We start from the raw sequence: 24,199 nt of genomic DNA, 5'->3' as shown, positions 1-24,199 counted from the left end.
ACTGTTACCGGCGGCCGTATCACTAAAATATCAGTTTTCACTGTTTGCTGTTTACGCTGTCAAGCCAAGGCATACCGGGAATAGCTGCCGGTTTTTTGTACAAGTCCTGGATCAGCCTGTCTTTTATGCCGAGCGGGTTCCGGTTTAAATCTTTCAGGCTGAAATGGATGCTTCCCATCACCATTGAGTCGCGGTTTAAGGCGATCTGTCGCGGATATTCTTCAGGGTCTGACCAGGCAGGATCTGAGTTTTGATTGATTTTATAGGCTGCTTGTCCGATGTATAAATGAACGGGGCGTTGGCTGACTTCATTTTTCCACCAGTCTACTAAAATGTCGTAGGAAGCCGGGGCAAAGCCGATGCTCCAGTAGATTTGCGGGGCGATGTAATCGATGTATCCCTGCCTGATCCATTCCCTCGTGTCAGCATAAAGGTCGTCATAGTTTGTCATTCCGGCGGCTGTATTCGATCCCGTCGGATCATCTGCTATATTGCGCCATACACCAAAGGGGCTGATTCCAAATTTGACCGATGCTCTTTCTTTTTTGACGGCGGCGTTGATCTGTTTGACAAGCTGGTTGACGTTGTCCCTCCGCCAATCTTCAATATTTGAAAAACGGTCCTTTCCATATTGTTCATACGTGCTCAAGTCGGGAAATTCGAGGCCCGCAATTTTATACGGATAAAAATAGTCATCCATATGAACGGCGTCGACTTGGTAATTCTTGACGACCTCTGCTATGCCTTGGACAATGAATTCCTGTGCCTCAGGAATGCCGGGATTGTAATACAGCTGTCTGCCGTAGGCAACGACCCAATCGGGGTGCATTCTAGCCGGGTGATCCTGTGAGAGCCTGTTCAAATCCGTATGATTCATCGTGATCCGATAAGGGTTGAACCATGCATGAAATTCAAGCTTTCTCCGGTGGGTTTCTTCGAGCAAAAATGACAGCGGATCGTAGCCGGGGTCTTTTCCTTGAACGCCTGTTAAGTATTCCGACCACGGCCCGTATGCGGAAGGATAAAACGCATCCGCCGCCGGCTTAATTTGAACGACAACTGCGTTCATCCCCATGGCTGTCACAGCATCCAAAAGCTTCACATATTCTGTTTTTTGCTCTTCGATTGTCAGCCCTTTTTTCGAAGGCCAGTCAATGTTTGTGACGGTGGCGATCCACACGGCCCGAAATTCTTTTGTTTCGCAGCTTGTGTTCTTTTCTTTCATGAACATCTCCCCTTTTGGAAAAATCGGAACTTTCTGTTATTATATGCCGGCTGTTCTTTTTTGTATATAAAAAAACAGGCCTAGACTGTCGAAGTCTTTAGCCTGTCGTTTGGATCGCCTGTTTGACCTGCTGCATCAAATATTGGACAAATGCTTCATCCCTTGCGAGCCATGCAGCATAATTTCTTTTAATAAACCGTTCTGCCTCTTCGAATGAAGTAAATGTCTCATGCTGAGTCACGCCGTTTAATTGAATGTTCCAGCCGTGTTCTCCAGGAAAGAGAAAAAACTGGTCTTCGTCCCTGTTGATATAAAGGCTGCCGTTGTCCGACTCTTTTACATTATAGACGTTTTTAAAGGCATCCGCTCTCAAGGGCTCCAGCGGAAACGGTTCAGTCACATACAGCTTGAATGCTTCATCTGTCAGCGGGCACCCCGCTGCCTTGGCATGGCCGCCTCCGCCGAACGTGCCGGCGATTTCTGATACATCTGTTTCATCATGGATGGTGCGAAGGCTCACTTTTTTGCCGCCCATATTTAAGATGGCGATATAGTCAAGGTGCGGATACGTTTTTCCGAGTTCGTTCCCTACTTCGGAATGATAGGATTCCGCATGCACGATGCCGACGCAGTGTGCATTGATGAAGGTCTGAACGATTTCCCGCCGTTTCCTGCGGATATACCGTTCAATTTTTTCTTCTTCCATATCCAAGATTTTTTCTTCGAATTCATCAAATGAAAACGCGTCGCTTTCTTTAAGGCGCCGGACCATTTTTTCCTCAAATTCGTCAATGGAGACCATAAAAAACAGGTCATTCAGGCGCCTTGCTTCGAGCGCGTCCGTCTGTTCCCATTCCCATGTATCATAGAGGCGTACGAGTTCGACAAACTGATCCATCGCTTTTGTCTCTTGAATATGGCCGTTGTCTATTAAGTATTCATAAAAAAGAGAAGTCGCTGAAGCGAGCCTGCCGTCCTCATATTGAACTTTTACCATGCCCCAAGAGCGTTCATTCAAATGAAGCGCAGTTTTGTGGTGGTCGATGAGTTTGACCTTTCCGCCCGCTTCAGCATATTGGTCCAGCCTTTCTTCATTTTCTTGATGAACGGACAAGTCCGTAATAAACAGGCCTTCATGCTGTTTTTCTTTTCCTTTTGTCCGTTCCAGAAAACGTCCGACTTGCATATCAAGTCCGGTGACCGAATTGTAGCGGACCTCGACCCGTTCGCCAAAGGCCACCTTTGCGAGAATTCCGCAGCCGACTCCGTCCAAGTCGTTGTGAGAATACAAATGATACATGCTTCCCGCCCACCTTGCTGTTTTATTGTCGGCCTGCCGCAGCAGGCGCATCTTTCTCATCTTACTATTGTAAAAAAAGGGATTTTTTATACGGTTGTGCGGTAAGACAAAAAGGACAGCTTTTTGTTGGAAAAAGTCTGTCCGGTTAAAAGGGTTTATGTTTCTTGCAGCATGGCTCCGCCTTGCAAGTGGGCGGTGAGTAGTCTGTATGCGTTTTCGGCCCTGGCGGCACTTGGCGGTTCAACCCCTTTTAATGGATAATCCAGGCCAAGCGCTTCCCACTTGTAGACGCCGAGTTTGTGATAAGGAAGAACCTCCACCTTCTGAACGTTCGCCAGCGTGCCGATAAACGTGCCGAGGGCTGCTAAATCGTCATCGATATCAGAGATCCCCGGAACCAGTACATGGCGGATCCAGACGGGGACTTGATGATCAGCGAGAAACCGGGCAAAATCCAATATGTGGTCATTCGGCATTCCTGTCAGGTTGATATGTTTTTTCCTGTTGATATGCTTGAGATCAAGCAAAACAAGGTCTGTATACTGGATCAGCTCTTTGATCTGCTCTTGAAATGCCGGCGCCGCCGAATAGCATCCGCCGGACGAATCGAGCGCCGTGTGTATGCCATGGCTTTTACAGGCTTTGAACAGCTCGATTAAAAATGGCAGTTGTAAAAGCGGCTCGCCTCCGCTAACGGTGATGCCTCCGCCTGATGATTGAATAAACGGGAGATATTGCTGGACATCCTGAACGATTTCGGAAACCGTCATTTGTTTTCCGGTTCCGATTTCCCATGTATCAGCATTATGGCAAAATTGACAGCGCATCAGGCAGCCTTGTGTGAAGACGACATATCTGATGCCCGGACCGTCAACGGTGCCGAGTGTTTCGATCGAATGAATATTTCCATCCATGATGAAGATCACCTCTTTTTATGGGGCGGAGCGCCTCGGCCGCGCTCCGCTTTATGCTCGTTACATCGATTCATGGAAGGTACGGCTGATAACGTCTAACTGCTGTTCTTTCGTCAGCTTAATAAAGTTGACCGCATAGCCTGAGACGCGAATCGTTAACTGCGGATATTCCTCCGGATGTTCCATGGCGTCGAGCAATGTTTCTCTGTTAAATACGTTTACATTTAAGTGATGCCCTGTTTTTGCGGCGTAACCGTCAAGGATGCTTGATAAATTGACGGCGCGGCTCTCTTCGTCTTTGCCAAGCGCTTTCGGGACGATCGAAAAGGTGTTGGATATGCCGTCGAGCGCATAGCTGTAAGGCAGCTTTGCCACTGAAGACAGCGATGCAAGCGTTCCTTTAGTATCGCGGCCGTGCATCGGATTCGCGCCTGGAGCAAACGGTTCTCCCGCCCGGCGTCCATCCGGCGTATTTCCGGTTTTCTTGCCGTAAACGACGTTTGACGTGATCGTTAAAATTGACATGGTATGAACAGACTGGCGATATGTCTGGTGCTTGCGCAGTTTTTTCATAAAGCGCTTGACAATGTCAACGGCGATCGCGTCGACGCGGTCATCATTATTTCCGTACTTAGGAAAGTCGCCTTCTGTTTCAAAATCGACGGCAATGCCGTTTTCATCGCGGACAACATTGACTTTGGCATATTTGATAGCGCTTAACGAATCGGCCACAACGCTCAAGCCGGCGATCCCGGTGGCCATCGTCCGCAAAATGTCCGTGTCGTGCAGCGCCATTTCAATTCTTTCATAGCAATATTTATCATGCATGTAGTGAATGACATTGAGCGTATTGATGTACAAGCCTGCAAGCCATTCCATCGTCTGATCGAATTTATGCATGACCTCGTCATAGTCCAGCACATCGGAAGCAACCGGAGGCATTTCCGGACCGACTTGCATTTTATGCTTTTCGTCTTTTCCGCCATTAATCGCATATAAAAGCGCTTTCGCCAAGTTAGCGCGTGCTCCGAAGAACTGCATTTGTTTGCCGATTGCCATTGCCGATACACAGCAGGCGATGCCGTAGTCATCCCCGTATTCAGGACGCATAATATCGTCATTTTCGTATTGAATCGAGCTCGTTTTAATCGACATTTTGGCACAGTAGTTTTTAAACTTTTGCGGCAGCCTGACAGACCAAAGGACGGTTAAATTTGGTTCCGGCGCCGGACCTAAATTGTCAAGCGTATGCAGGAAACGGAACGAGTTTTTCGTGACGAGTGCGCGTCCGTCGTGCGCTATTCCGCCGATTGATTCTGTCACCCACGTCGGATCGCCGCTGAACAGCTCATTGTAGTCAGGTGTGCGTGCAAATTTGACCAAGCGCAGCTTCATGACAAAATGGTCGACAAGCTCTTGGGCCTCCTGTTCTGTTAATGCGCCCGTTTTCAAATCTCTTTCGATGTATATATCAAGGAACGTGGACACGCGGCCAAGGCTCATTGCTGCTCCATTTTGCTCTTTAATGGCAGCCAAATAGGCAAAATACAGCCATTGAAATGCTTCTCTTGCATTCGCCGCAGGCTCGGAAATGTCAAAGCCATAACTTGCTGCAAGTGCTTTAAGTTCATTCAATGCCCGGATTTGTTCTGACAATTCTTCACGAAGGCGGATGTTTTCTTCAGACATCACGCGAGAGGTGCCGGCCGCATCTTTTTTCTTTTCATCGATCAGGAAGTCCACGCCGTAAAGCGCCACTCTCCGGTAATCGCCGATGATGCGCCCGCGCCCGTAAGCATCAGGCAGTCCGGTAATGATTCCGACCTTTCGGGCGAGTTTCATTTCGTCCGTATACGCGTCAAACACGCCTTGGTTATGGGTTTTGCGGTAATCGGTAAAGATTCTTTCCACTTCTTCATTCAATTCAAAACCATAGGATTCACATGCTTGTTTCGCCATGCGAATGCCGCCGAAAGGCTGAAGCGACCGTTTAAACGGCTCATCGGTTTGAACGCCGACGACTTTTTCCAAGTCTTTGTCCAAATAGCCGGGACCGTGCGAGGTAATCGTTGAGACGATCTCTGTATCCATATCGAGGACGCCTCCGTTTTCACGCTCTTTTTTTGTCAAGTCCATTACGTGATCCCATAATGCCGATGTAGCTTCCGTCGGAGGTTCGAGAAACGATTCGTCACCTTGATATGGCTCAAAGTTCGAGAGAATAAAATCGCGGACATTGACTTCTTTTTGCCAAACGTTTGTGGTGAAACCTTTCCATTGTTCCATTTAAATCCCCCTCTTTTCAAGTTGAAATGATATAACAGTTGTTGCATATATATCTTATGTTCAATATAACAGGTTTGAATGTGATAAAAATCACATATTTATGTGAAATAGTTAACAAATTTGAGAAAGTTCTTTGAACATCACGTGTTTTCTCATTTCTGCCGCTGTTTGAAGCCATTTTCTTTTGTTGATTCTGTATTATAATAAAATCAAAATAGAGGGAAACTGTTATACAAAAAAGAGTTGGGTTAGAAAATCAAAATCGGCCGGCAGCAAAACATGAAATAAAGAAAACCCATTGCCTGTCGCAATGGGAGACGTCATGAAGAAGCTAATATTTGAACGATTTTGTCTTCAATATCCTTTCCTTTCTCATCATCCGCGAGCTGATTGAGAAGAATGGAGAAAATCAATGTCTTGCCGCTTGCAGTATCGATATAGCCCGACAATGTACTGACGGTTGAAAGAGAACCTGTTTTCGCTCTGACTCTGCCTTTTAGAGCCGGGTCTTTCAGCCGGTTTCTTAATGTGCCGCCAACCATTCTGTCGCTTTCTCCCGCAACCGGGAGTGAACGGGCAAACGACGGAAACCATTTCTCCTCTTGAACGGAATACAATAGCTTTGTGATCTGGTCGGCAGAAATCAAATTGATATGCGAGATGCCTGAGCCGTCTCTGAGAACGAGCTTTTCTGTGTCCATTCCAAATCCCTGCAGTTCTTTATTTAACACTTCCAGACCTTGATCCCAGCTTCCTTCACGACCCGCGGTCCTTCCCATTTCCTTGATCAGTGTTTCGCCATGGCCGTTGTTGCTGAGCTTCATAAAGGGGATCATCAGCTCTGAAAGCGGCATGGAGTGATGTGAGGTGATGCGGCGCGCTTTTTTTGGTACTTTGCCGGTTTTAGTCTCTCCCAGGATTTGAATACCTTGTTGCTGTAAAGCCTGTTTAAATAAATCGAGTGCATATTTTGACGGCTCCCAAACCGCAACCCATTGTCTGACCCTTGAAGCGCCTTGTGGAATCGTCCCTTTGATTTGGATGGTATTTCCGCCGTGTTTCCTTTTAATCGTAATATCTTTTTTTCCGTCTGCGGCAACGGTTTTGGCATTGTTTTCGATTTTGACATGGTTCGTTTGCGGGGTGAGCGATACAGCCGGTTTTTTTCCGGTTTTGCCGTCAGGATTCACGTCAATGATGACTGTTCCGGCATCATAGTCTTCATTTGGCGAAGCCGTTAAAGCCGAGATCTGTGCTCCGTAGTATGCGTCTTCATCGGTCCAGGAAAGGTCTTGAGAGTAGCGAACATCATCATACCAGGAATCATCGCCGACCAAGTCTCCCCGGATGACTGTGATCCCTTGTTTTCGGAGTGCTTCGGCCATTTGCTGAAAATCCGCTTTCAAAAGCGTCGGATCGCCTTTTCCTTTGATATAAAGGCTGCCTTTGAGTGTGCTCGCGGCTCGCGCGCCGTCTGTCATCACCTCTGTAGGAAAGGTATAGTCCCCGCCCAGGACGGAAAAGGCAGCTGCTGCCGTTAAAAGCTTCAGATTGGATGCCGGCCTCATCCGTGTATCACTCATATGGCCGTATATCATTTTCCCGCTTTCTGCGGATCTGACGCTGATGCCTGCGAGCGCACCTTTTAAATCAGGTTCGGTCTTTAACAGCTGATCGATTTGCTCTTTGAGGCCGCCGCCTTTTTCCCCGGCGGCCAAGCCGTCTATGCTGCCGGCCAACGTCAAAACAAAAATCATGATCATACACAGACAAAGCTTCATATTTTTCTTCATAGAATATCCCGCCTCCCGCTGATGTTTTAATACTTTATTGCAAAACGCGGCGGGATATACTCCTATTGGTCGGTTTTCACCAAAAACCTCCGGTATAAAAGCAGCAGTATCATGACATGCAGCACAACTCCGCTGAACCCGAAAACGAGAACAAGCCCTTCGTGAGAAGTTCCTGCCAAGTACGTTTTCGCTGTCCAGTAGGTCGGTGTGAAAACGCCGAAAAGCTGCCACGGCAAAGGAATAAAATAAACCGCGGCCGGCATAAGAGTGAGCAGGCTGAACCCTTTCATTAAAGCAAGCCCTTCCACTTTGTTCGAAGCATAAGCGGCTAAAAGCAGCGTGTAAATCGGGGCTTGAAGCGTCACCATAATCAGGACGAACAAAAGGTACACAGAGCCGGGCGCCACTAAACCGCCGGATGCAAACAGCAAAATGCTGTAGCAAAAAGTGAGCGCCATCGGCAGGATGAGGCGGATCATGACATATCCGCGCTTCGACAAGGGCGTCACGGCAAAATACTGAATCATATTTTCGTCGCGCTCATCAAGCAGGATAAACCCCGACATGATGCCGAGAATCAGGGGGGGGAAAAGCATGGCAAAGCTCATGATCAAATGACGGTATGGGGTGATATTGAAGGCCGTCAGTTCCGCTGACAAAGGAATGCCTGCTGCCGTCACAACGATGAGCAGAAAAGGCGCCAGACCGTAAAAAGCGAGCATTGAATCACGCCTGATCTGTTTCATATCTCCGCGTATCAGCTGAATGATTTTCATCATCGCGTATCACCTCCGCCAAGCTTTAATGTGATGAACGTTTGCAGTGAATGCCTCGCCCAGAAATACGCGGCTCCGTTCCACAACAAAAGAGTGGAAATCGCGTAGATGAGCTCCCACTGCTGAAGGCCGGTAAACGCGGAACCTAACAGCATTAATGAGGCCTTTGACGGCAGAGCGTAAAACAGCGGGCTGCTCCAAATACCCGCTGTTTCAAACAAAGGCAGAACGAACACAAAGGTGCTCAAAGAAGACAAAAAGAAAAATCCGTTTAAGGTTTCGCACCTGACCGCCAAACCTAAGCCGATCATCGTGAAGAAAAATGAAGTGAGCAGCACGCCGCAAGCGAACAAACCGGAATTTGTTCCATAGCCGAACACGCTGCTGTGGATGAACATGCTCGAACCGAGAGACAAAACGGACAAGGACGCCGTTTTGGAAAGAATATACTCACTCGCACTTAGCGGCGTGACAAACAGGCTGTCATGGATGTTTTGCCCTTTCTCCAGTAAAACAAGACCCCCGATGAAGAAAAACCCCAGGAAGCTCGGATCTGAAAATGTCAAGGCAATGTTGGCCGCCTCCCTGTAATCAGCCGGAAGAAACTGCAGCACGGCGATATACACCGCGCTGATCAGCAAATAGGCATAATAAAATCCGTGCTTGAACTGAAGTTTGATATCATGGGAAATCGCTGACAAGATCCTCAACTTAAACGCCTCCCCGTCACATCGATAAAGATGTCTTCAAGCGACGCTTCTTGGGAATGGATGGTTTCCACAGGGTGCTCCTTGATCAAGTTCAAAAATTCCGGGCTGCTGCCGATCTGATCAAGGTCGAATTGAGCGGTTTCCAGCTGCCTGCGGCTGCGGTATTCCACTTTTACGTGCCTTTTTCCTTTTTGCACTTTCAAGGCGCGCGGAGAATCAATCAAAGCCACCCTGCCGTCAACGATGAAAGCGACGCGGTCGCAGATTTCTTCAGCTGTCTGCATGTGGTGCGTGGTGATCAGGATCGTCTTCCCTTCCGCCTTTTTGTTCAGGATAAGCTGTTTTAATGTTTTGGCATGTACGGGATCGAGCCCCGAGGTCGGTTCGTCTAGAAATAAAAAATCAGGCTGATTGATCAGGGCTCTCAAAAAATTCAGCCTCATTTTCATGCCTTTTGAGTAAGCGGATACCTTTGTCCGGCCGTACTCTTCAAGACCCGTTAAAGCGAGCAGCGTTTCCGGCTCCTCGGTTTCAGATGCATACAATGAACGGAACAAATTTAAGTTTTCCAGCGCAGTTAATCGTTGATAAAAATTCGGAAATTCAAAGGCGACGCCGATTTTCTCATAAAAGGAGCTGTCGGCTTGACTCAATTCTTTTCCCATAACAGAAACCCGGCCTTCATATTGCTTTAAAATACCGATTAAGATTTTTTGAATCGTGCTTTTTCCGGCGCCGGAAGGGCCGAGAAATCCAAAAATTTCACCCTTTTGAATCGAAAAGTCGATTCCTTTCAATACGGGCGTTTTTTGTCCGGGGTATGTGAAGCGAAGCCCGCTGACTTCAATCATGAGCTGCATCCTCCTTGGCCGAAAGCCCCTGTCCGATCAATTCGATAAGCAAATCCATCGTTTCGTCGTAGCGGTCTTCCCCAATGTTTGTTTTTTGAAAGGATAAAAGAACAATGGCGCGAATCACGCTGACGATCGTCTCCGGTTTTTTTCTGACAAGCCAACCTTTTTCCTGGCCCATTTCAATTAAAGGCTTGAAAAAATCTTCGTCGCTGTCGAAATGCGCCTGCAGCTTTTCTTCGGGGAGTTTGCGGAAGAGTGTCTCGAGTAAGTTGTCATCGTAAACTTGGCGAATGTACGGGTTATCTTCCACCACCGCCAATGCTTCACGCAAAAACTGTGCAAATGTTTCCCCGCTTTCAGAAAATGATGCCTCAAGCTGGGCGCGGATCTTACTTTCTTCCTGCTGCAAAATCTCAAAATAAAGCTCCTCTTTCGAGTCGAAAAATGTATAAAATGAGCCTTGGGCAATTCCGGCCGAGGCTGTTAGCTCACCAACGCTCGTTTTTTTCAATCCAAGCTGCGCAAAAAGCTCTCTTCCGCTTTGCACTAAAGCTGAGCGTATCGCTTCCTTTTCTTTTTCGGTAAATTTCGGCATGTCAGTCTCTCCTTGATTTATAAACATGTGAATATTTTTATTTTATATTCATATAATGCGATGAGACCGTCTTTTTGTCAATGCATTTTGGTTCAAATTTACCACAATATTTTCATTTGCCCGTCAAATTTAAAGCAAAAAAAAGCACCACTTATAGTTTAAACTATAAGTAGCGCTTCATTTCCATTAATAAGCAAGGCTGAACAGACCTTTAATATGAGTCAGATAACGGACGTTGCTCGCTTCTTTCATCAATGAAGCAGGCAGGCCTTTAAGAGATGTACTGTTCGCGCCGATAACGGCAACTGCATCTTTGCGGCCAAGGCTTGCAAGCGTGCCTGAGTTGACAGGGCTGAACGTTTCCATTGATTTGTTTTCTAAGTATGCATACAGGTTGTAGCCGATCAGCTCGCCCATTTGCCAAGCGATTTGAGCTGTCGGAGGGTACGGACGGCCATCCGGACCGAAGACAACGGCGCTGTCTCCTGCAACAAATACGTCTTCATGTGATGTGGATTGAAGGAAATCGTTTACAGTTGCGCGTCCGCGGTTCACTTCAAGACCTGACTCGCCGATCAGCGGATTGCCTTGAACACCGCCGGTCCAGACAAATGTATTTGTGACGATTTTTTGCCCGTCTTTCAAATCAACAACGTTTCCTTCTACATTTGTGACAGGCAGTCCTGTCAAGAATTCAACGCCGCGTTTTTCAAGGCTCTTTGTCGCACGTTCGATCAGCTCATCCGGAAGAACCGGCAGGATTTTCGGACCGGCTTCAACAAGCTTCAGCTTGATTTCTTTCGGATCGACACCGTAGCTTCTCGCAAGGTTCGGCATGATATCGGCGAGTTCACCGACAAGCTCGACGCCTGTTAGTCCGCCGCCGCCGATTAAGATCGTAGCATCCGCTTCGTTTTTCGTTTTCGCGTATTCGCGCACGCGCTCTTCAACATGCTTGAAGATTTTGTTTGCATCGTTTGCAGATTTGAGCACCATGCTGTTTTCTGCAAGTCCCGGAATGCCGAAGTAAGCAGTGACAGAACCAAGACCGACGACAAGCGCGTCATACGTCAGGGTAGAGCCGTCAGAAAGAGCGACTTCTTTTTTGTCAACTGAGAAAGAGTTGACTTTGGCAATTTTAAGATCGATGTCTTTTCCTTTGAAAAGCTTTGCAAGCGGCATCGCAATGGCCTGTTCTGACACGTTGCCCGCAGCAAGACGGTGCAGTTCTGTGATGATTTGATGTGTCGGGTATTGGTTAACCACTGTGACTTTTGCTTCTTCTTTTGTGTAGTGTTTGCGAACTGTTAAAGCAGACAGTAATCCGCCGTAACCAGCGCCTAAAATGACGATATGTTTTGACATCGTGAATCCTCCGTCCTTATTCTGAATGTATAGTGATTATTTTTGTTTTTCGCGTTCTGACATGATTTGCAGGTAGCTTTGAACAAAGCGGAACAGCTTTTGGGCCTGCGGATCTTTAAGCATTTTCAGCAAACCGAAAAGTCCGATGACTTCATTGCTTTCGTCAGCGCGGTCTTTTGCTTCAATGGCGGTAGCCGCGATTTCTTTTGCCGTATCTTTGACAGGCTCAAGAATTTCTGTAATGGCACCGACCGTATCATTTTTTAATACTTCATCAGTTGCAACGGATTGTGCGAAATCGTAAGACTTTGTCAAAATGTTGACCAGTTCTGTCAGCTTTGGAAGCTGGTCGACTAAAACAGTCAAAGACTCCTGTACTTCAGGTTTTAGCAGTTGATCGATAAGATCGCGTTGGCTTTGGCTTACAGATTCGTTTGTTTGATCAGCTGTTTGATCGATTGTTTCCGGCATAACCAATTCTCCTTTTCAATAAGCGATGTGCTGTTTTTTGAAGGAACCCCTTTTTCACAGTTTGTGAATTTGTGCACAAACAAGTCCGCAAAAAGGTTCTCCCCTTTTGTGTTTGTTTTGCTGTTTTCAGTCTGGAATTCCCGAAAACCCGCAATCTCAAAACACGCTGTATTTTTTACTACTAAATGATAACACTTTTTGAACAAAAAATGAACGTGATTGTTTCGGAAATGAAATAAAATCATAGAAAACTTTATATATAGGGCTTCTTTCATCCCTTTCATTTCCTATATTGTGTCTTTTTTTACGAAACGTCCCATTCACACGTCATGATAGAGTCGTGCGAATATTTCCCAGAAACGCATCTAGTTTACATAATGAAATTATCGTTATCTCGGTTAATCTTCATCTTTAACATCCGGATCTTCGGGGATGGGTTCGTTCAGAACGGATTCCGCCCACTCTTTATACTTTTCCATCTGTTCCATATGGGTATTGAATTGATCTTTGTTGATTAAATGCTGCTGTCCGTCGAAGACGGTGCGAATTTTCTTTTCTCTCACAAGCTGTTCAACATGTGCTTCTGAAAGCGTTAAATATTCTGCGGTTTCCTTTATCGTCAAGTACATGTTTTAGTTCCTCTCGTTTTGATTTAGGCGAACGTTGCGATTTTAGGATCATACGATAAGATATATCAGTTTAGATGATGGAGGCCTATTTCTATGTATTCAAAATGGAATTCTGAAACGTCTTATCCGCCTTCAGCCCCGCACATGCACACCGGCCAATCTTCTCAGCAGATGAATCAAAGGCTGAAAAATCTCGAAGATCAAATGGAATTGCTGATCAAACTCATGGAATGCAACAATCAGCTGCTGCGTTCAATTGAAGAGCAGCAAAACCGCGTCTGCGCGGCCGGCGGAGGTTCGGTTATCGTCAGAATGTGAGTTTTTGGTCTTAAAATAAAAAGAGGAAGGACGTGTCCTTCTTCTTTGTCTCCAAGCCTTATCCAGTATACTACAGATTTTTTTGCGCTGAAAGGCCGGCAATTTCATCGTATGTTTGACGATTTTCCAATGTTGACAAATCGCCTGCCGGCTCGTTCAAATAGGCAGCTCTGATCAGCCGTCTCATCACTTTTGCATTTCTCGTCTTCGGCAGACCGCTGACAAAGTAAACCGCTTTTGGCTTGATCGCTTTACCGATCGCGTCAGAGGCGAGGTTCAGCAAATCATCTTTTAGTTTTTCCGACGGCTTTTCCGACTGTGTGAGGACGACAAAGCAGACGGCAGCCTGACCTTTGAGCTGATCCGGAACGCCGATAACGCCTGCTTCCGCCACCGCTGGATGGCCGACCAGTACGGACTCTATTTCGGCGGGCCCGATCCTTTTCCCAGCAGTATTGATCACATCATCAGAACGTCCGCTGATCGTCCAGTAGCCGTTTTCATCACGTTTTGCCCAATCGCCGTGCACCCAGACGTCAGTCCAGCGGCTCCAATATGCTTTTTCATATCTGGACGGCTCCTTCCAAAAACCATTCGTCATGCCGACCCACGGCTTTGTCAGGACAAGCTCCCCGACTTCATTGACGACTTCCTCCCCTTTTTCGTTGAAGACATTGGCCGCCATGCCAGGCAGAGGCGAATTAAACGTCATCGGCGTGATCGGCCGCAGGAGCACATTGCCCAAAATGCCGCCTGAAATTTCCGTTCCTCCTGAATAATTAAAAATAGGAATCCGCTCTTTTCCAGCATGGCGGAACAGCCATATCCACGGTTCATAATTCCAAGGTTCTCCCGTTGAGCCGATTGCCTTCAGACTGCTCAGGTCGCATTGAAGAAGAAAATTTTCGCCGTGCTGCATCAGTGAGCGAATGAGCGTCGGAGAGACGCCGAGATGCGACACCTGGTGTCTGCTGACAAGCTCCCACAGCCGATCCGGGGCCGGGAAGTCCGGTGCTCCGTCATACAGCAAAACAGCCGCTCCGTTGATGAGGCCCCCGAATATTAAAAACGGTCCCATCATCCAGCCCATGTCTGTAAACCAGAAAAACGTGTCCCCTTGTTTGACATCCATCCCGAAGCCCGCATCAAATGCAGCTTTCAGCGGAAAACCGGCGTGGGTATGAACCGCTCCCTTCGGCTGTCCTGTCGTGCCAGATGTGTAAAGCAGCATGAGCGGATCTGAACTGTCCATTTCTTCTGTCATCTGGAGAGGATCGCTTTTCATCAATTCATTCCAGTCTATATCTCTCTTATGATTCCAATCTTGTTCGCCATCGTGAAGCCGGCAGACGACAACTTTTTGGACAGTGGGGGCAAGGTCTGCTGCTTTGTCAGCTTCTTTCTTCATACAGACCTTCTTTCCCCTTCGCAAAAAGGCATCTGCTGTGACAAGAATTTTTGCTCCGGCAGCGCTGAGTCTCGCGGCTGCCGCATGGGCGCCGTACCCTGAAAAAACCGGTGAGAAAACCGCGCCGATTTTAGCGGCGGCGAGCATGGCGATGACCGTTTGCGGGATCATCGGCATGTATATCGCAATGACATCCCCTTTTGATATGCCTTGTTTTTTAAAGCCTGCCGCCGCACGGGCGACTTTTTGATGTAAAGAAGAATAGGTGATCCGTTCTGTTTTTCCGTCTTCGCTTTCCCAGATGAGGGCCGTCCTGCCGGCCGTATCAGGCTGTCGGGACCATTTTTCCACGGCGCTGCAAACGGCATTTAAGCGTCCGCCGGAAAACCATTTCGGCCATTTTATGCCTTTATCGAGATTCAATGTTTGGCTGTACCGCTTGTACCAGCTGATGCCGAGCGCTTTTTCGGCCTCTTCCCAGAACCAGGCGATATCGTCTGTACTTGCTTTCAAAAAATCATCATAGTCGGAAAAACCGAGAGCTGTCATCCATTGAAACAGCCTGGTCGTTTTTACAAATTCCGGATCAGGCTGCCAAACCGCTTTTTCGGCCATACCGTTTCCCCCTTTTCGTTTCATTGGCCTTTAGACGGGATAAACAGGATGCTTCCGTTCCGTAAATATCATGGATTTGGTCATATATGCATTCAGCCGTTTGATGAGTTCCGTACGCAGCGAATCGGCCGGAATGATCCCGTCGACAATCATTTCTGAAGCAAGCCGGTAAATGTCGATGTCTTTTTGGTATTCTTCCCGTTTTTCGGCAATGAAGGCGGACCGCTCCTCTTCAGGCAATTCCGCGATTTTTTTGGCATAAACTGCATTTACCGCTGCTTCAGGACCCATCACGGCAATCTGAGCCGTAGGCAGCGCCAGACAGCAGTCAGGCTCAAAGGCCGGCCCAGCCATCGCATACAAGCCTGCGCCATAAGCTTTCCTGACGATGACGGATATTTTCGGCACGGTTGCTTCGGCCATCGCTGAAATCATTTTCGCACCGTGTCTGATAATACCCGCCCTCTCGACTTTCGTTCCGATCATAAAGCCGGGGATATCAGCCAGAAACAGCAGCGGGATATGATAGGCATCACACAAATTGATAAACTTTGCAGCTTTGTCTGCCGAATCGTGAAACAATACACCGCCTTTGACCCGAGGCTGGTTGGCGATGATGCCGACAGGCTGCCCGTGAATCCTTGCCAAGCCGGTGATCAGCTCTGGTGCGAACAATTTTTTGATCTCATAAAAAGACGCTTCATCAATGATCCGATCGATTAAATCCATCATTTGAAACGGTGCGTTTTGGTTTTTCGGAATGATCTCCTCCAACGGCCGGTCAAACGGACGGGCGGGTTTCGCTTCAATGACAGGCGCTTTCTCGGTGTAGTTCGGCGGAAAGTAGGAAAGATATTGGCGCGCCGACTTGATCGCATCTTCTTCCGTTTCGGCAAGAATGTCTCCGCAGCCTGAAACAGAACAGTGCATTCGCGCTCCGCCCATTTCTTCAAGCGACACTTTTTCGCCGATCACCATTTCTGCCATGCGCGGTGAGCCTAAATACATCGAGGCATTGCCTTCGACCATGATGACGATATCGCAAAAAGCCGGTATGTAGGCGCCGCCTGCCGCTGAAGGCCCGAACAAAAGACAGATTTGCGGGATGCGCCCGGATAATTTGACTTGCTGATAAAAAATCCGCCCTGCTCCTCTTCGCCCCGGAAACATGTCAACTTGATCCGTAATCCTTGCGCCTGCCGAATCGACCAAATAAAGAAGCGGACAATTCAGCTTTTCGGCTGTTTCTTGAATGCGGATGATTTTTTCGACGGTTCTCGCTCCCCATGATCCTGCTTTAACCGTTGAATCATTAGCCATGACGCAAACGGTTCGGCCGCCGATTTTTCCGATTCCCGTAACGACTCCGTCTGCCGGAAGCCCGTCAGCCATGCAATTGGCAAAAAACGCGTCCTCAAGGTCGAGGCCTCCATCAAGCAGCAGCTTTAATCGGTCTCTGACAAATAATTTCCCTTTTTTCTCATTGGCTTCATGGTATTTTTGCGCTCCGCCTTCCTGAATCCGGCGGACGCGTTCATACAATTCCTTTTCGGCCGGCATCGGCTGTCCCCCCGTTCGTTTTATTCTCCCGTATAATACGGCTTCCGCTTTTCTGTAAAAGCTTTCAGCCCTTCTGTTCTGTCTTTCGTCGGAATCGTCAGTTCATAAGCTTTTTGTTCAATCGCGAGTCCAGTTTCGATATCTGTCTCAAGCCCTTGATTGATGGCGAACTTCGCCTGTCTGACGGCAATCGGTCCATTCGCCGCGATGTTCGCTGCGATACTTTCGGCCGTTTCCTTTAACTTTTGAAGCGGAACGACATGTTCAACTAAGCTGATCTTTTGCGCTTCTTCGGCGCTGATGCGGCAGCCGGTATAGATCATTTCTTTCGCCTTTCCCCTGCCGATTAAGCGGGGCAGCCGCTGTGTTCCCCCTGCCCCGGGAATGATCGCAAGCGTTGTTTCGGGGAGGCCGAGTTCAATATGTTCGGCCGCGATCCTGATGTCGCACGCCAATGCAAGCTCCAGCCCCCCTCCCAAAGCGCTTCCGTTTAATGAAGCGATGACGGGCTGCGGCAGTTTTTCCGTCTCGCTGACCACTTGTTGAATCATGGAAACGGCCTGCTTCACTTCTGTGCGGCTCATGCGGGCTCTTTCCTTTAAATCAGCACCTGCACAAAACGTCCTGTCCCCTTTTCCCGTGATAATGACACAGCGGACGGCCCGGTTTGAACGGATATCGCGAAGGATATGCTGAAGGTCGTCGAGAAGTCCGAGCGAGAGGGCATTTGCAGCCTGCGGTCTGTTCAACGTCAACACGGCGACCGCCTGCTCGTTGATGGAATAAAGAACATTGGACTCCATTCGGTCTTCCTCCTCCTCAATCTATGAAAAGCAATTCTTTGATTTCGCCGCCTGCAAATTTCGGCTTGGCAGCTCTCTTCCGGTTTTGTCTTCGATCCATTTGGCAGCTGAAAGCAGCTTACTGAGATCAACTCCGGTTTCGACGCCCATCTGGGCGCACATGTAAATCAAATCATCAGTTGCCGCATTTCCCGTGGCTCCCGGTGCATAAGGACAGCCGCCCAGCCCGCCGCATGATGCGTCAAATACGGTGATTCCCATATCCATCGCTGCGATCATGTTGGCGAGCGCCATTCCTCTCGTATCATGAAAATGAAGGGCGATATTCTCTTTCGGAAAGCGTTTTAAAAGTACGTCAAGCACCTTTTGAACTTGTACGGGATTTGCTGCGCCGATCGTATCTCCGAGAGAAAGCTCGTCGATCCCCATGTCGAAAAGCGCTTCAGAGATGCGTATGATTTGCTCCAATGGAACGTAATGCTCATAAGGACAGCCAAATACGGTGGACAGGTAGGCTCTGGCGGTGAGACCTGCTTGTTTCGCTGCCCCGGTGACTTCCTGTAAGACGGGAAGCGTTTCTCCGATCGATTTGTTAATATTTTTCCGGTTGTGTGTCTCGCTTGCCGACATAAAAACAGAAGCTTCATCGATCCCTCCTTCGAGAGACCGTTCCAGCCCTTTTCGGTTCGGAATAAGGGCTGCGTAGGTGACGCCCGGCTTCCGGTTAATGCCTTTGGCGACGTCAAGGGCATCAGACAGTGCAGGAATCCACTTAGGATGGACGAATGAAGTGATTTCGATATATGAAAGCCCTGTTTGGGAAAGCATGTCGATCCAGGTGATTTTATCGGCAGTCGAGAGTGCGGTTTCTTCATTTTGCAGACCGTCGCGCGGCCCGACTTCTTTAATGAAAATTTTCTTCGGTACGTTCATTTGCCATCCTCCAGACCTTATTGAAGCTCCAATAAGACGTCCCCTTCATCGGCAAAATCACCTTCGTTTTTTCTGACGGTTTTGACGGTGCCGGCCGTTTCGGCGACAATCGGAATCTCCATTTTCATCGATTCTAAAATGGCGACTTCCTGCCCCTTTTCGATTTTGTCTCCTGCCTTCACTAATATTTTCCACACGTTTCCCGCCATATTGGTGACAACAGTATTCATGGCACGCCTCCTTGATTTCATTTTGACTGATAGCGACTGATAAAATCGGTTTGGACCCCGCCTTTTCGGAATTCGTCAGAACGTACGATGTCTTCAAGCAGCGGAATGTTTGTTTTAATGCCTTTCACTTGATATTGTGAGAGCGCTTCGGCCAATGTGCGGATAGCTTCATCTCTGCTATTTCCTTTGACGATCATCTTGGCGATCATCGGATCGTAATACGGAGTAATGTTCATACCTGGGGCTGCTGCGCATTCATGACGGACATTCGGGTGCTCAGGCAGCTTAAGGTCCGTGATCCGTCCCGGCGAAGGGAAAAATGTTTTCGGATCTTCGGCACAGATTCTGACTTCGATCGCATGTCCGTCCCGCCGAATGTCTTTTTGCTTATACGGAAGCGCTTTGCCTGCTGCGATATTGAGCTGTTCTTCGACAATGTCGAGCCCTGTAATTTCTTCTGTCACCGGGTGTTCGACCTGCAGGCGGGTATTCATTTCGAGAAAATAAAAATGATTCTTGCTGTCTACTAAAAACTCGATTGTCCCGGCGTTGGCATAGCCGATCGACAGCGCGGCTTTCACGGCCGCTTCACCGAGCTTCGCGCGCATGTTTTCATCGAATAACGGAGCAGGTGCTTCTTCGATGATTTTTTGCTGGCGTCTCTGAATCGAACAGTCCCGTTCCCAAAGATAGACGGCATTTCCGTATTCGTCTGTTAAAATCTGAATCTCGATATGTCTTGCATCTTCGATATATTTCTCGATGTACATAGCCCCGTCTCCGAAAAAATCGGCGGCTCGTTTTTGGCTGCCTTCATATGCTTTTGCTAATTCGCTTTCATTACGGATCAGCTGCATTCCGATGCCTCCGCCTCCAAGAGAAGCCTTGAGCATCACGGGATAGCCGATGGATTCGGCAAGAGCCTTGGCTTCATTCAGACCGGCCAAGCTTTTTGTCACGCCGGGAACGACGGGAATCCCGGCTTGTTCCATCGCTTGTCTCGCTTCAATTTTGCTTCCCATTTTGGCAATCACATCAGGCGGCGGACCGATAAACGTGATATTTTCCTGCAGGCATCTTTCGGCAAAACGGCTGTTCTCGGAAAGCAGGCCGTATCCCGGGTGGATGGCACAGACCCCCGCTTTTTTAGCGGTTTCGATGATTTTTTCGATATTTAAATAGCTTTCACTGACCCGCGGTTTGCCGATCAGCCAGGCTTCATCTGCAGCTTTAACATGCAGGGACTCAGCATCCGCTTCAGAGTAGACGGCAGCTGTCTGAATCCCGAGCCGTTTACAAGTTCGAATGATCCGAAGTGCGATTTCGCCGCGATTGGCGATAAGCAATTTTTGAAACAAAAAAATGCCCCCTTTCATATTCAAAAGTGTCTGAAATGAAATTTGAAAGCGTCTTCATTTATTCATTGTGCGAATTCGAAAGTGAAGTAGCTTATCCTGTTTCCTGCCATAGGTTCAGCCGGGTCTTGTCTGTTCTTTACAGCTTATGATGATTTGAAAGAAAAAAGTCCTAAAGCTGAAGAAATCGCTTTAGAACTCTCAATGTTTTGGCTCAGGCCTGTTGTGTTTGGACGGCTTTTACCGGGAATGCTCTGCATGTTTGCCGCTGTTTGTGAGGATATGTTGAATGATCTCGGCGTTTTTTGACAGAAAGTCGGTTTCGAACATATCCTGATGCGGCCCGGCTCCTTTATACTCTTGATAGTTTCTTGTTGTGGCGTCGGCCCATTTTTGCAATATGAATCTGTCAATTTGATCCGTCTGAATGCCGGCTTCAATAAAGTGGATGTTTGCGTTGATTTGGCCGCCATTGATTAATTGTGCCCAATATTTTTGATAGTTTGCCGTCTTTTTGATGACTGCTTCCCTGAGGTGAGCGGGAACATGTTCTGCCGAGGTGCTGCTTGGCTGTGGCGGCAATGCTTGTTTCTTTTGATACGCATCGACAATAATGAGATCGCTGACCTCCAAACCGCGATTTTCCATTTCTTTGACAATCTCAAAAGCCGTGTTGCCTCCCGCTGAATATCCCAGCAGGATATAAGGGCCCCGAGGCTGTTTTTGGATGATGTTGTTCACGTATTGTTCCATACGGCTGTCTTCTTCAATAAAGTTAAATCCGTACACGGTCGCTATGCCGTTTAGCTTGGCAGCGAGATCTTTATAAAATATCCCGAAGCCCGAAATGGGAGGAAAGCAGAAAAGGTTCACTCCGGTCGGCGGATTCAGTCTGCTGACATGCTGTACGGCCGAGGCGCGCAGCTCATGTGAAAACAGCTGTTCGGCCAATTGTTCAATTGTCGGATTCTCGAATAATAATTCAATCGGAATATCGATCCCCTGGCTGTTTTTCAGCTGGTGAATGACTTGAAGAGCCTTTAGCGAATGACCGCCAAGTTCAAAAAAGTCATCTTCTATACCGAGCTCCTTCACGCCAAGGATAGGTTTCCATATGTCAATCAGTTCTTTTTCGACCCAGTTTCTTGGCGGCACGATCTGTTTCAAAGCCGTTTTTTGCTCAGGTGCAGGCAGCGCGCGGCGGTCGATTTTGCCGTTTGCCGAAAGAGGCATGCGGTCCAGTTTAACCCAATCATCAGGAATCATATAGTCGGGAAGCTGCCTTGATAGTAATGAACGGATCGTTTTTTCCTCTGTTTGATCATCGCTTACATAGTATGCGATAAGGAACGCTTCTTCGTTTTTTTCTTCAATGATGACAGCCGCTTCTTGAACGCCTTCAATCTCGATGAGCCGCGCTTCTATTTCAGCCGGTTCTGTTCGTTTGCCGCGAATTTTGATTTGCCGGTCCATCCGGCTGATATATTCTAAGTTGCCGTCTGGCAGCCAGCGCGCCAGATCGCCGGTTTTGTACATTTTTTCACCTGGTTGAAACGGATGCTCTACAAATGCTTCACTCGTCAAATCAGGTCTGTGCAAATATCCTTTTGCAACCCCATCACCGCCGACGCAAAGTTCGCCAGGCACGCCGATCGGCGCGAGCTGACCGCTCTCGTCAACAATAAAGGCATTTGAATTGCTGATCGGTTTTCCGATGGGAATCGCTTGTGAAAAATCTTGCTTGACTTCATAAAATGTAGAGAATGTTGTATTTTCCGTCGGACCATATATGTTATAAAGCTTCAGGTTTGGGCACCGATGTCTGACCGTATTCATCAGTGCAGGCGTCAAAGCTTCCCCGCCGACATATAAAGTGGAGAGCCCTGAAAACATGTCCGGCTGGGCTTGTGCCAGCTGGTTAAAGAGAGCCGTTGTTAAAAACAGCACTGTGATATCATGGTGAAGCAAATAGCTGCCAAAACGGGCAGGAGTCAACATCGTCGAGCGGTCAATCACATGAAGACATGCTCCTTTCAGGAGCGCTCCGAATATTTCAAATGTGATGGCGTCAAAGCCGAGTGAACCGGTTAAGATCAATCGGTCATTTGTATCGGCTGATGTGTAATTGCTGTTTGAGATCAGTGATACGACATTGCGGTGCGAAATCATTACGCCCTTTGGTTTGCCTGTCGAACCTGATGTATACATGATATAAGCCAGATCATCCGGACACGTATTTATGTTTATATCGCTGACAGGTGCCAATTTCGCTTCCTTGGATATCAACACTTTTTTCGGAAAATCAATGTTCGTCTTGAGTCCTTTCTGAACGGCCAATACGTCCGCCCCGCTTTCTTTCAGCATGCAGCTGATCCGTTCAGGCGGCAGTTCGGCATCGAGCGGGAGATAGGCGCCGCCTGCTTTCAAAACGGCAAGAACTCCGATGATGAATTCAGGTGAATGCTCTGCTAAAATGCCGGCAATTCCGTTTTTCTTTAAGCCTTGTTCTTGGAAGATGCGGGCCCATGCAGTGGATGTTTGATCCAGCTCTCGGTATGTCATCGTCAAGCCGCCGGCATGTAGTGCGATATGCTCCGGCGTTTTCTCTACTTGATTGGAAAACAAGTCAGTGATTGTTTTGTTCGTATCGTAATCTGTTTTTGTATCGTTGAATGCCCCGATGATCCGGGCTTTTTCGTCAGGCGCGATCATCGGCAGCCTGGAGGCGGGGATATCGGTGTCCTCCGCCGCTCTTCGCAAAGCTTCCAGCAGGTGGCCCCTCACACAGTCAATCCATGATTCATCATAAACGTTTGCATTGTAGATGAACTTGATGACAAGTTCATCATCCGGGGCAATCATGAGGTTGAAGTTGTAGCCTGATTGCTCCGACACTTTTACATTTTCGATCTGAAGCGGTGATTCGGCGCGGTTTGCCGAGTCTTGCATTTGCTGCAAAGGGTAGTTTTCAAAAACGAAAATATGGTCAATCGCATGCTGTTTGAAAGTGATTTGCGACTGAATGTCAGCCAATGGATAAAAGTTGAACATGTCTTGAGCGAGCCTTTCTTTTTGGGAGCGGCGAAGCAGCTCTGAAAAGGTTTCATTTTCGCTCTCGGTCTTGATTCGAACCGGCACAGTATTGATAAATAAACCGATGATCTTCTCAACACCCGGAATCACGGAAGGACGGCCGGAAACGACAGAGCCGAACACGACATCATCTGTCCGGTTATAGCGCTGAAGCATTAAGCCCCACACGGTTTGTATGAGAGTGGCGAGTGTGGCTCCATGCTGTTTGGCGATTGTTTTGAGTCTGGCTGTCAACTTTCGGTCTAATGAAAACATCAGCTCTTTCTGCCGATATCCCTTTTCAGCAGGTTTTGCAGACACTTTTGGAAGACCTGTTGGCGCATTGAAGTCTGTCAAGTAGTTCTTCCAATATTCCTTGGCTTTGTCTTTGTCCTGATCATACAACCAGGAAATATATGCGCTGTATGGCTGAACAGGATCTAAAGGCACAGATTCACCCGTATAGATGGCTTCGTACAACTGCATAAATTCTTGGAGTACGATCCCGAGACACCAGCCGTCCATTAAGATGTGGTGATGGCTCCATACACATACGTGTTGTTCCGGCGCCGTTTTGAACAGAGAAATACGCATCAGCATATCTTTTTGCAGATTGAAGCCTTTCTGCCGATCCCGCTCTTTAAACTGGCTGATATATGCGGTTTGATCGGTCTCCGGCATTTCGGTCAAGTCTTCAGCATGCAATTGAAAGGATCGATCGCGTAAAACGACCTGGCGCGGTTCTTTCAGCCCGGCAACATGAGGCAAAAAAACCGTTCTGAAAATATCGTGGCGGTCAATGATCGATTGGACACTTTGTTGAAACCAGTCTAAATGGATCTGACCCCTTATTGTGAAGACGGACTGTTCAATATATGCGGTTCCTTCGTCTTGCAGGAAAGAATGAAAAAGCATTCCTTCCTGCATGTGGCTTAAAGGATAAATGTTTTGGATTTTTTGTGTATGATCCATTGTTTCCCTCCGCTC

At 47.8% G+C, this 24,199-nt stretch carries 20 protein-coding genes; 1 reads left to right on the top strand and 19 read right to left on the bottom strand.

Translation table 11 applies throughout. The annotated features are described in order from the left end of the window. Positions 1 to 37: 37 nt before the first annotated feature. From KI350_RS12335 to KI350_RS12280, 12 genes are all read right to left on the bottom strand, one after another. Positions 38 to 1,231 carry a glycoside hydrolase family 10-like protein gene (locus tag KI350_RS12335; protein ID WP_374706241.1) on the bottom strand — a complete coding sequence of 398 codons (1,194 nt, stop codon included), beginning with the start codon at positions 1,229 to 1,231 and terminating at the stop codon, positions 38 to 40. 91 nt (positions 1,232 to 1,322) lie between these two features. Continuing rightward, the gene (locus tag KI350_RS12330; protein ID WP_059231156.1) at positions 1,323 to 2,525 is read right to left on the bottom strand and encodes a DHH family phosphoesterase; all 1,203 of its coding nucleotides are present in this window, start codon (positions 2,523 to 2,525) and stop codon (positions 1,323 to 1,325) included. Between the two features lie 155 nt (positions 2,526 to 2,680). Then, the gene (gene pflA, locus KI350_RS12325; protein WP_212930492.1) at positions 2,681 to 3,439 is read right to left on the bottom strand and encodes a pyruvate formate-lyase-activating protein; all 759 of its coding nucleotides are present in this window, start codon (positions 3,437 to 3,439) and stop codon (positions 2,681 to 2,683) included. Positions 3,440 to 3,499: 60 nt separating this feature from the next. Further along, positions 3,500 to 5,725 carry a formate C-acetyltransferase gene (gene pflB, locus KI350_RS12320; protein ID WP_020451683.1) on the bottom strand — a complete coding sequence of 742 codons (2,226 nt, stop codon included), beginning with the start codon at positions 5,723 to 5,725 and terminating at the stop codon, positions 3,500 to 3,502. Positions 5,726 to 6,045: 320 nt separating this feature from the next. Further along, positions 6,046 to 7,518 carry a D-alanyl-D-alanine carboxypeptidase/D-alanyl-D-alanine endopeptidase gene (dacB, locus tag KI350_RS12315; RefSeq protein ID WP_059231122.1) on the bottom strand — a complete coding sequence of 491 codons (1,473 nt, stop codon included), beginning with the start codon at positions 7,516 to 7,518 and terminating at the stop codon, positions 6,046 to 6,048. Positions 7,519 to 7,580: 62 nt separating this feature from the next. Then, positions 7,581 to 8,297 carry an ABC transporter permease gene (locus tag KI350_RS12310; protein WP_059231124.1) on the bottom strand — a complete coding sequence of 239 codons (717 nt, stop codon included), beginning with the start codon at positions 8,295 to 8,297 and terminating at the stop codon, positions 7,581 to 7,583. Then, positions 8,294 to 9,004: a fluoroquinolone export ABC transporter permease subunit gene (locus tag KI350_RS12305; protein ID WP_059231126.1), complete on the bottom strand. Its 711-nt coding sequence runs from the start codon at positions 9,002 to 9,004 to the stop codon at positions 8,294 to 8,296. Before KI350_RS12305 ends, KI350_RS12310 begins: the two co-directional genes overlap by 4 nt. Next, complete coding sequence (locus KI350_RS12300) at positions 9,001 to 9,855, bottom strand: ABC transporter ATP-binding protein (RefSeq protein WP_059231128.1); 855 nt, start codon at positions 9,853 to 9,855, stop codon at positions 9,001 to 9,003. Before KI350_RS12300 ends, KI350_RS12305 begins: the two co-directional genes overlap by 4 nt. Beyond that, positions 9,848 to 10,453 carry a TetR/AcrR family transcriptional regulator gene (locus KI350_RS12295; protein ID WP_212930491.1) on the bottom strand — a complete coding sequence of 202 codons (606 nt, stop codon included), beginning with the start codon at positions 10,451 to 10,453 and terminating at the stop codon, positions 9,848 to 9,850. Before KI350_RS12295 ends, KI350_RS12300 begins: the two co-directional genes overlap by 8 nt. Before the next feature lie 186 nt (positions 10,454 to 10,639). Then, positions 10,640 to 11,818 (bottom strand): NAD(P)/FAD-dependent oxidoreductase, encoded by a 1,179-nt coding sequence (locus KI350_RS12290; protein WP_059231133.1) that lies wholly within the window; start codon positions 11,816 to 11,818, stop codon positions 10,640 to 10,642. A gap of 36 nt (positions 11,819 to 11,854) precedes the next feature. Further along, positions 11,855 to 12,289, bottom strand: a complete 435-nt coding sequence (locus KI350_RS12285; RefSeq protein ID WP_003182438.1) for a helical membrane plugin domain-containing protein — start codon at positions 12,287 to 12,289, stop codon at positions 11,855 to 11,857. 398 nt (positions 12,290 to 12,687) lie between these two features. After that, on the bottom strand, positions 12,688 to 12,918 hold the full coding sequence (locus tag KI350_RS12280) for an excisionase family DNA-binding protein (RefSeq protein ID WP_025810773.1): 231 nt from the start codon (positions 12,916 to 12,918) through the stop codon (positions 12,688 to 12,690). Between the two features lie 93 nt (positions 12,919 to 13,011). Here KI350_RS12280 and KI350_RS12275 point away from each other — a divergent pair, with 93 nt between their 5' ends. Then, positions 13,012 to 13,236: a hypothetical protein gene (locus tag KI350_RS12275; RefSeq protein WP_020451692.1), complete on the top strand. Its 225-nt coding sequence runs from the start codon at positions 13,012 to 13,014 to the stop codon at positions 13,234 to 13,236. A gap of 70 nt (positions 13,237 to 13,306) precedes the next feature. On the opposite strand, the gene KI350_RS12270 is transcribed toward KI350_RS12275, so the two are convergent. The 7 genes from KI350_RS12270 to KI350_RS12240 form a co-directional block, all read right to left on the bottom strand. Further along, entirely contained in the window at positions 13,307 to 15,259 is a 1,953-nt protein-coding gene (locus KI350_RS12270) for an AMP-binding protein (RefSeq protein WP_212930490.1), read from the bottom strand. Between the two features lie 30 nt (positions 15,260 to 15,289). After that, positions 15,290 to 16,819, bottom strand: a complete 1,530-nt coding sequence (locus KI350_RS12265; RefSeq protein ID WP_059231144.1) for an acyl-CoA carboxylase subunit beta — start codon at positions 16,817 to 16,819, stop codon at positions 15,290 to 15,292. 20 nt (positions 16,820 to 16,839) lie between these two features. Continuing rightward, positions 16,840 to 17,622, bottom strand: coding sequence for an enoyl-CoA hydratase (locus KI350_RS12260; RefSeq protein WP_059231146.1), 783 nt, complete (start codon positions 17,620 to 17,622; stop codon positions 16,840 to 16,842). Between the two features lie 21 nt (positions 17,623 to 17,643). Next, positions 17,644 to 18,555 carry a hydroxymethylglutaryl-CoA lyase gene (locus tag KI350_RS12255; RefSeq protein WP_059231148.1) on the bottom strand — a complete coding sequence of 304 codons (912 nt, stop codon included), beginning with the start codon at positions 18,553 to 18,555 and terminating at the stop codon, positions 17,644 to 17,646. Between the two features lie 17 nt (positions 18,556 to 18,572). After that, positions 18,573 to 18,785 carry an acetyl-CoA carboxylase biotin carboxyl carrier protein subunit gene (locus KI350_RS12250; protein ID WP_003182452.1) on the bottom strand — a complete coding sequence of 71 codons (213 nt, stop codon included), beginning with the start codon at positions 18,783 to 18,785 and terminating at the stop codon, positions 18,573 to 18,575. 17 nt (positions 18,786 to 18,802) lie between these two features. Beyond that, a complete protein-coding gene (locus KI350_RS12245) occupies positions 18,803 to 20,143 on the bottom strand; it encodes an acetyl-CoA carboxylase biotin carboxylase subunit (RefSeq protein ID WP_059231150.1) in 1,341 nt (446 codons plus the stop codon). A gap of 237 nt (positions 20,144 to 20,380) precedes the next feature. Beyond that, positions 20,381 to 24,184, bottom strand: coding sequence for a non-ribosomal peptide synthetase (locus KI350_RS12240; RefSeq protein ID WP_212930489.1), 3,804 nt, complete (start codon positions 24,182 to 24,184; stop codon positions 20,381 to 20,383). Positions 24,185 to 24,199 lie beyond the last annotated feature (15 nt).

The sequence above is a fragment of the Bacillus sp. J41TS8 genome (assembly GCF_018333035.1).
Lineage (GTDB): Bacteria > Bacillota > Bacilli > Bacillales > Bacillaceae > Bacillus > Bacillus paralicheniformis.
This window is presented reverse-complemented; position numbering and strand designations above follow the sequence as displayed.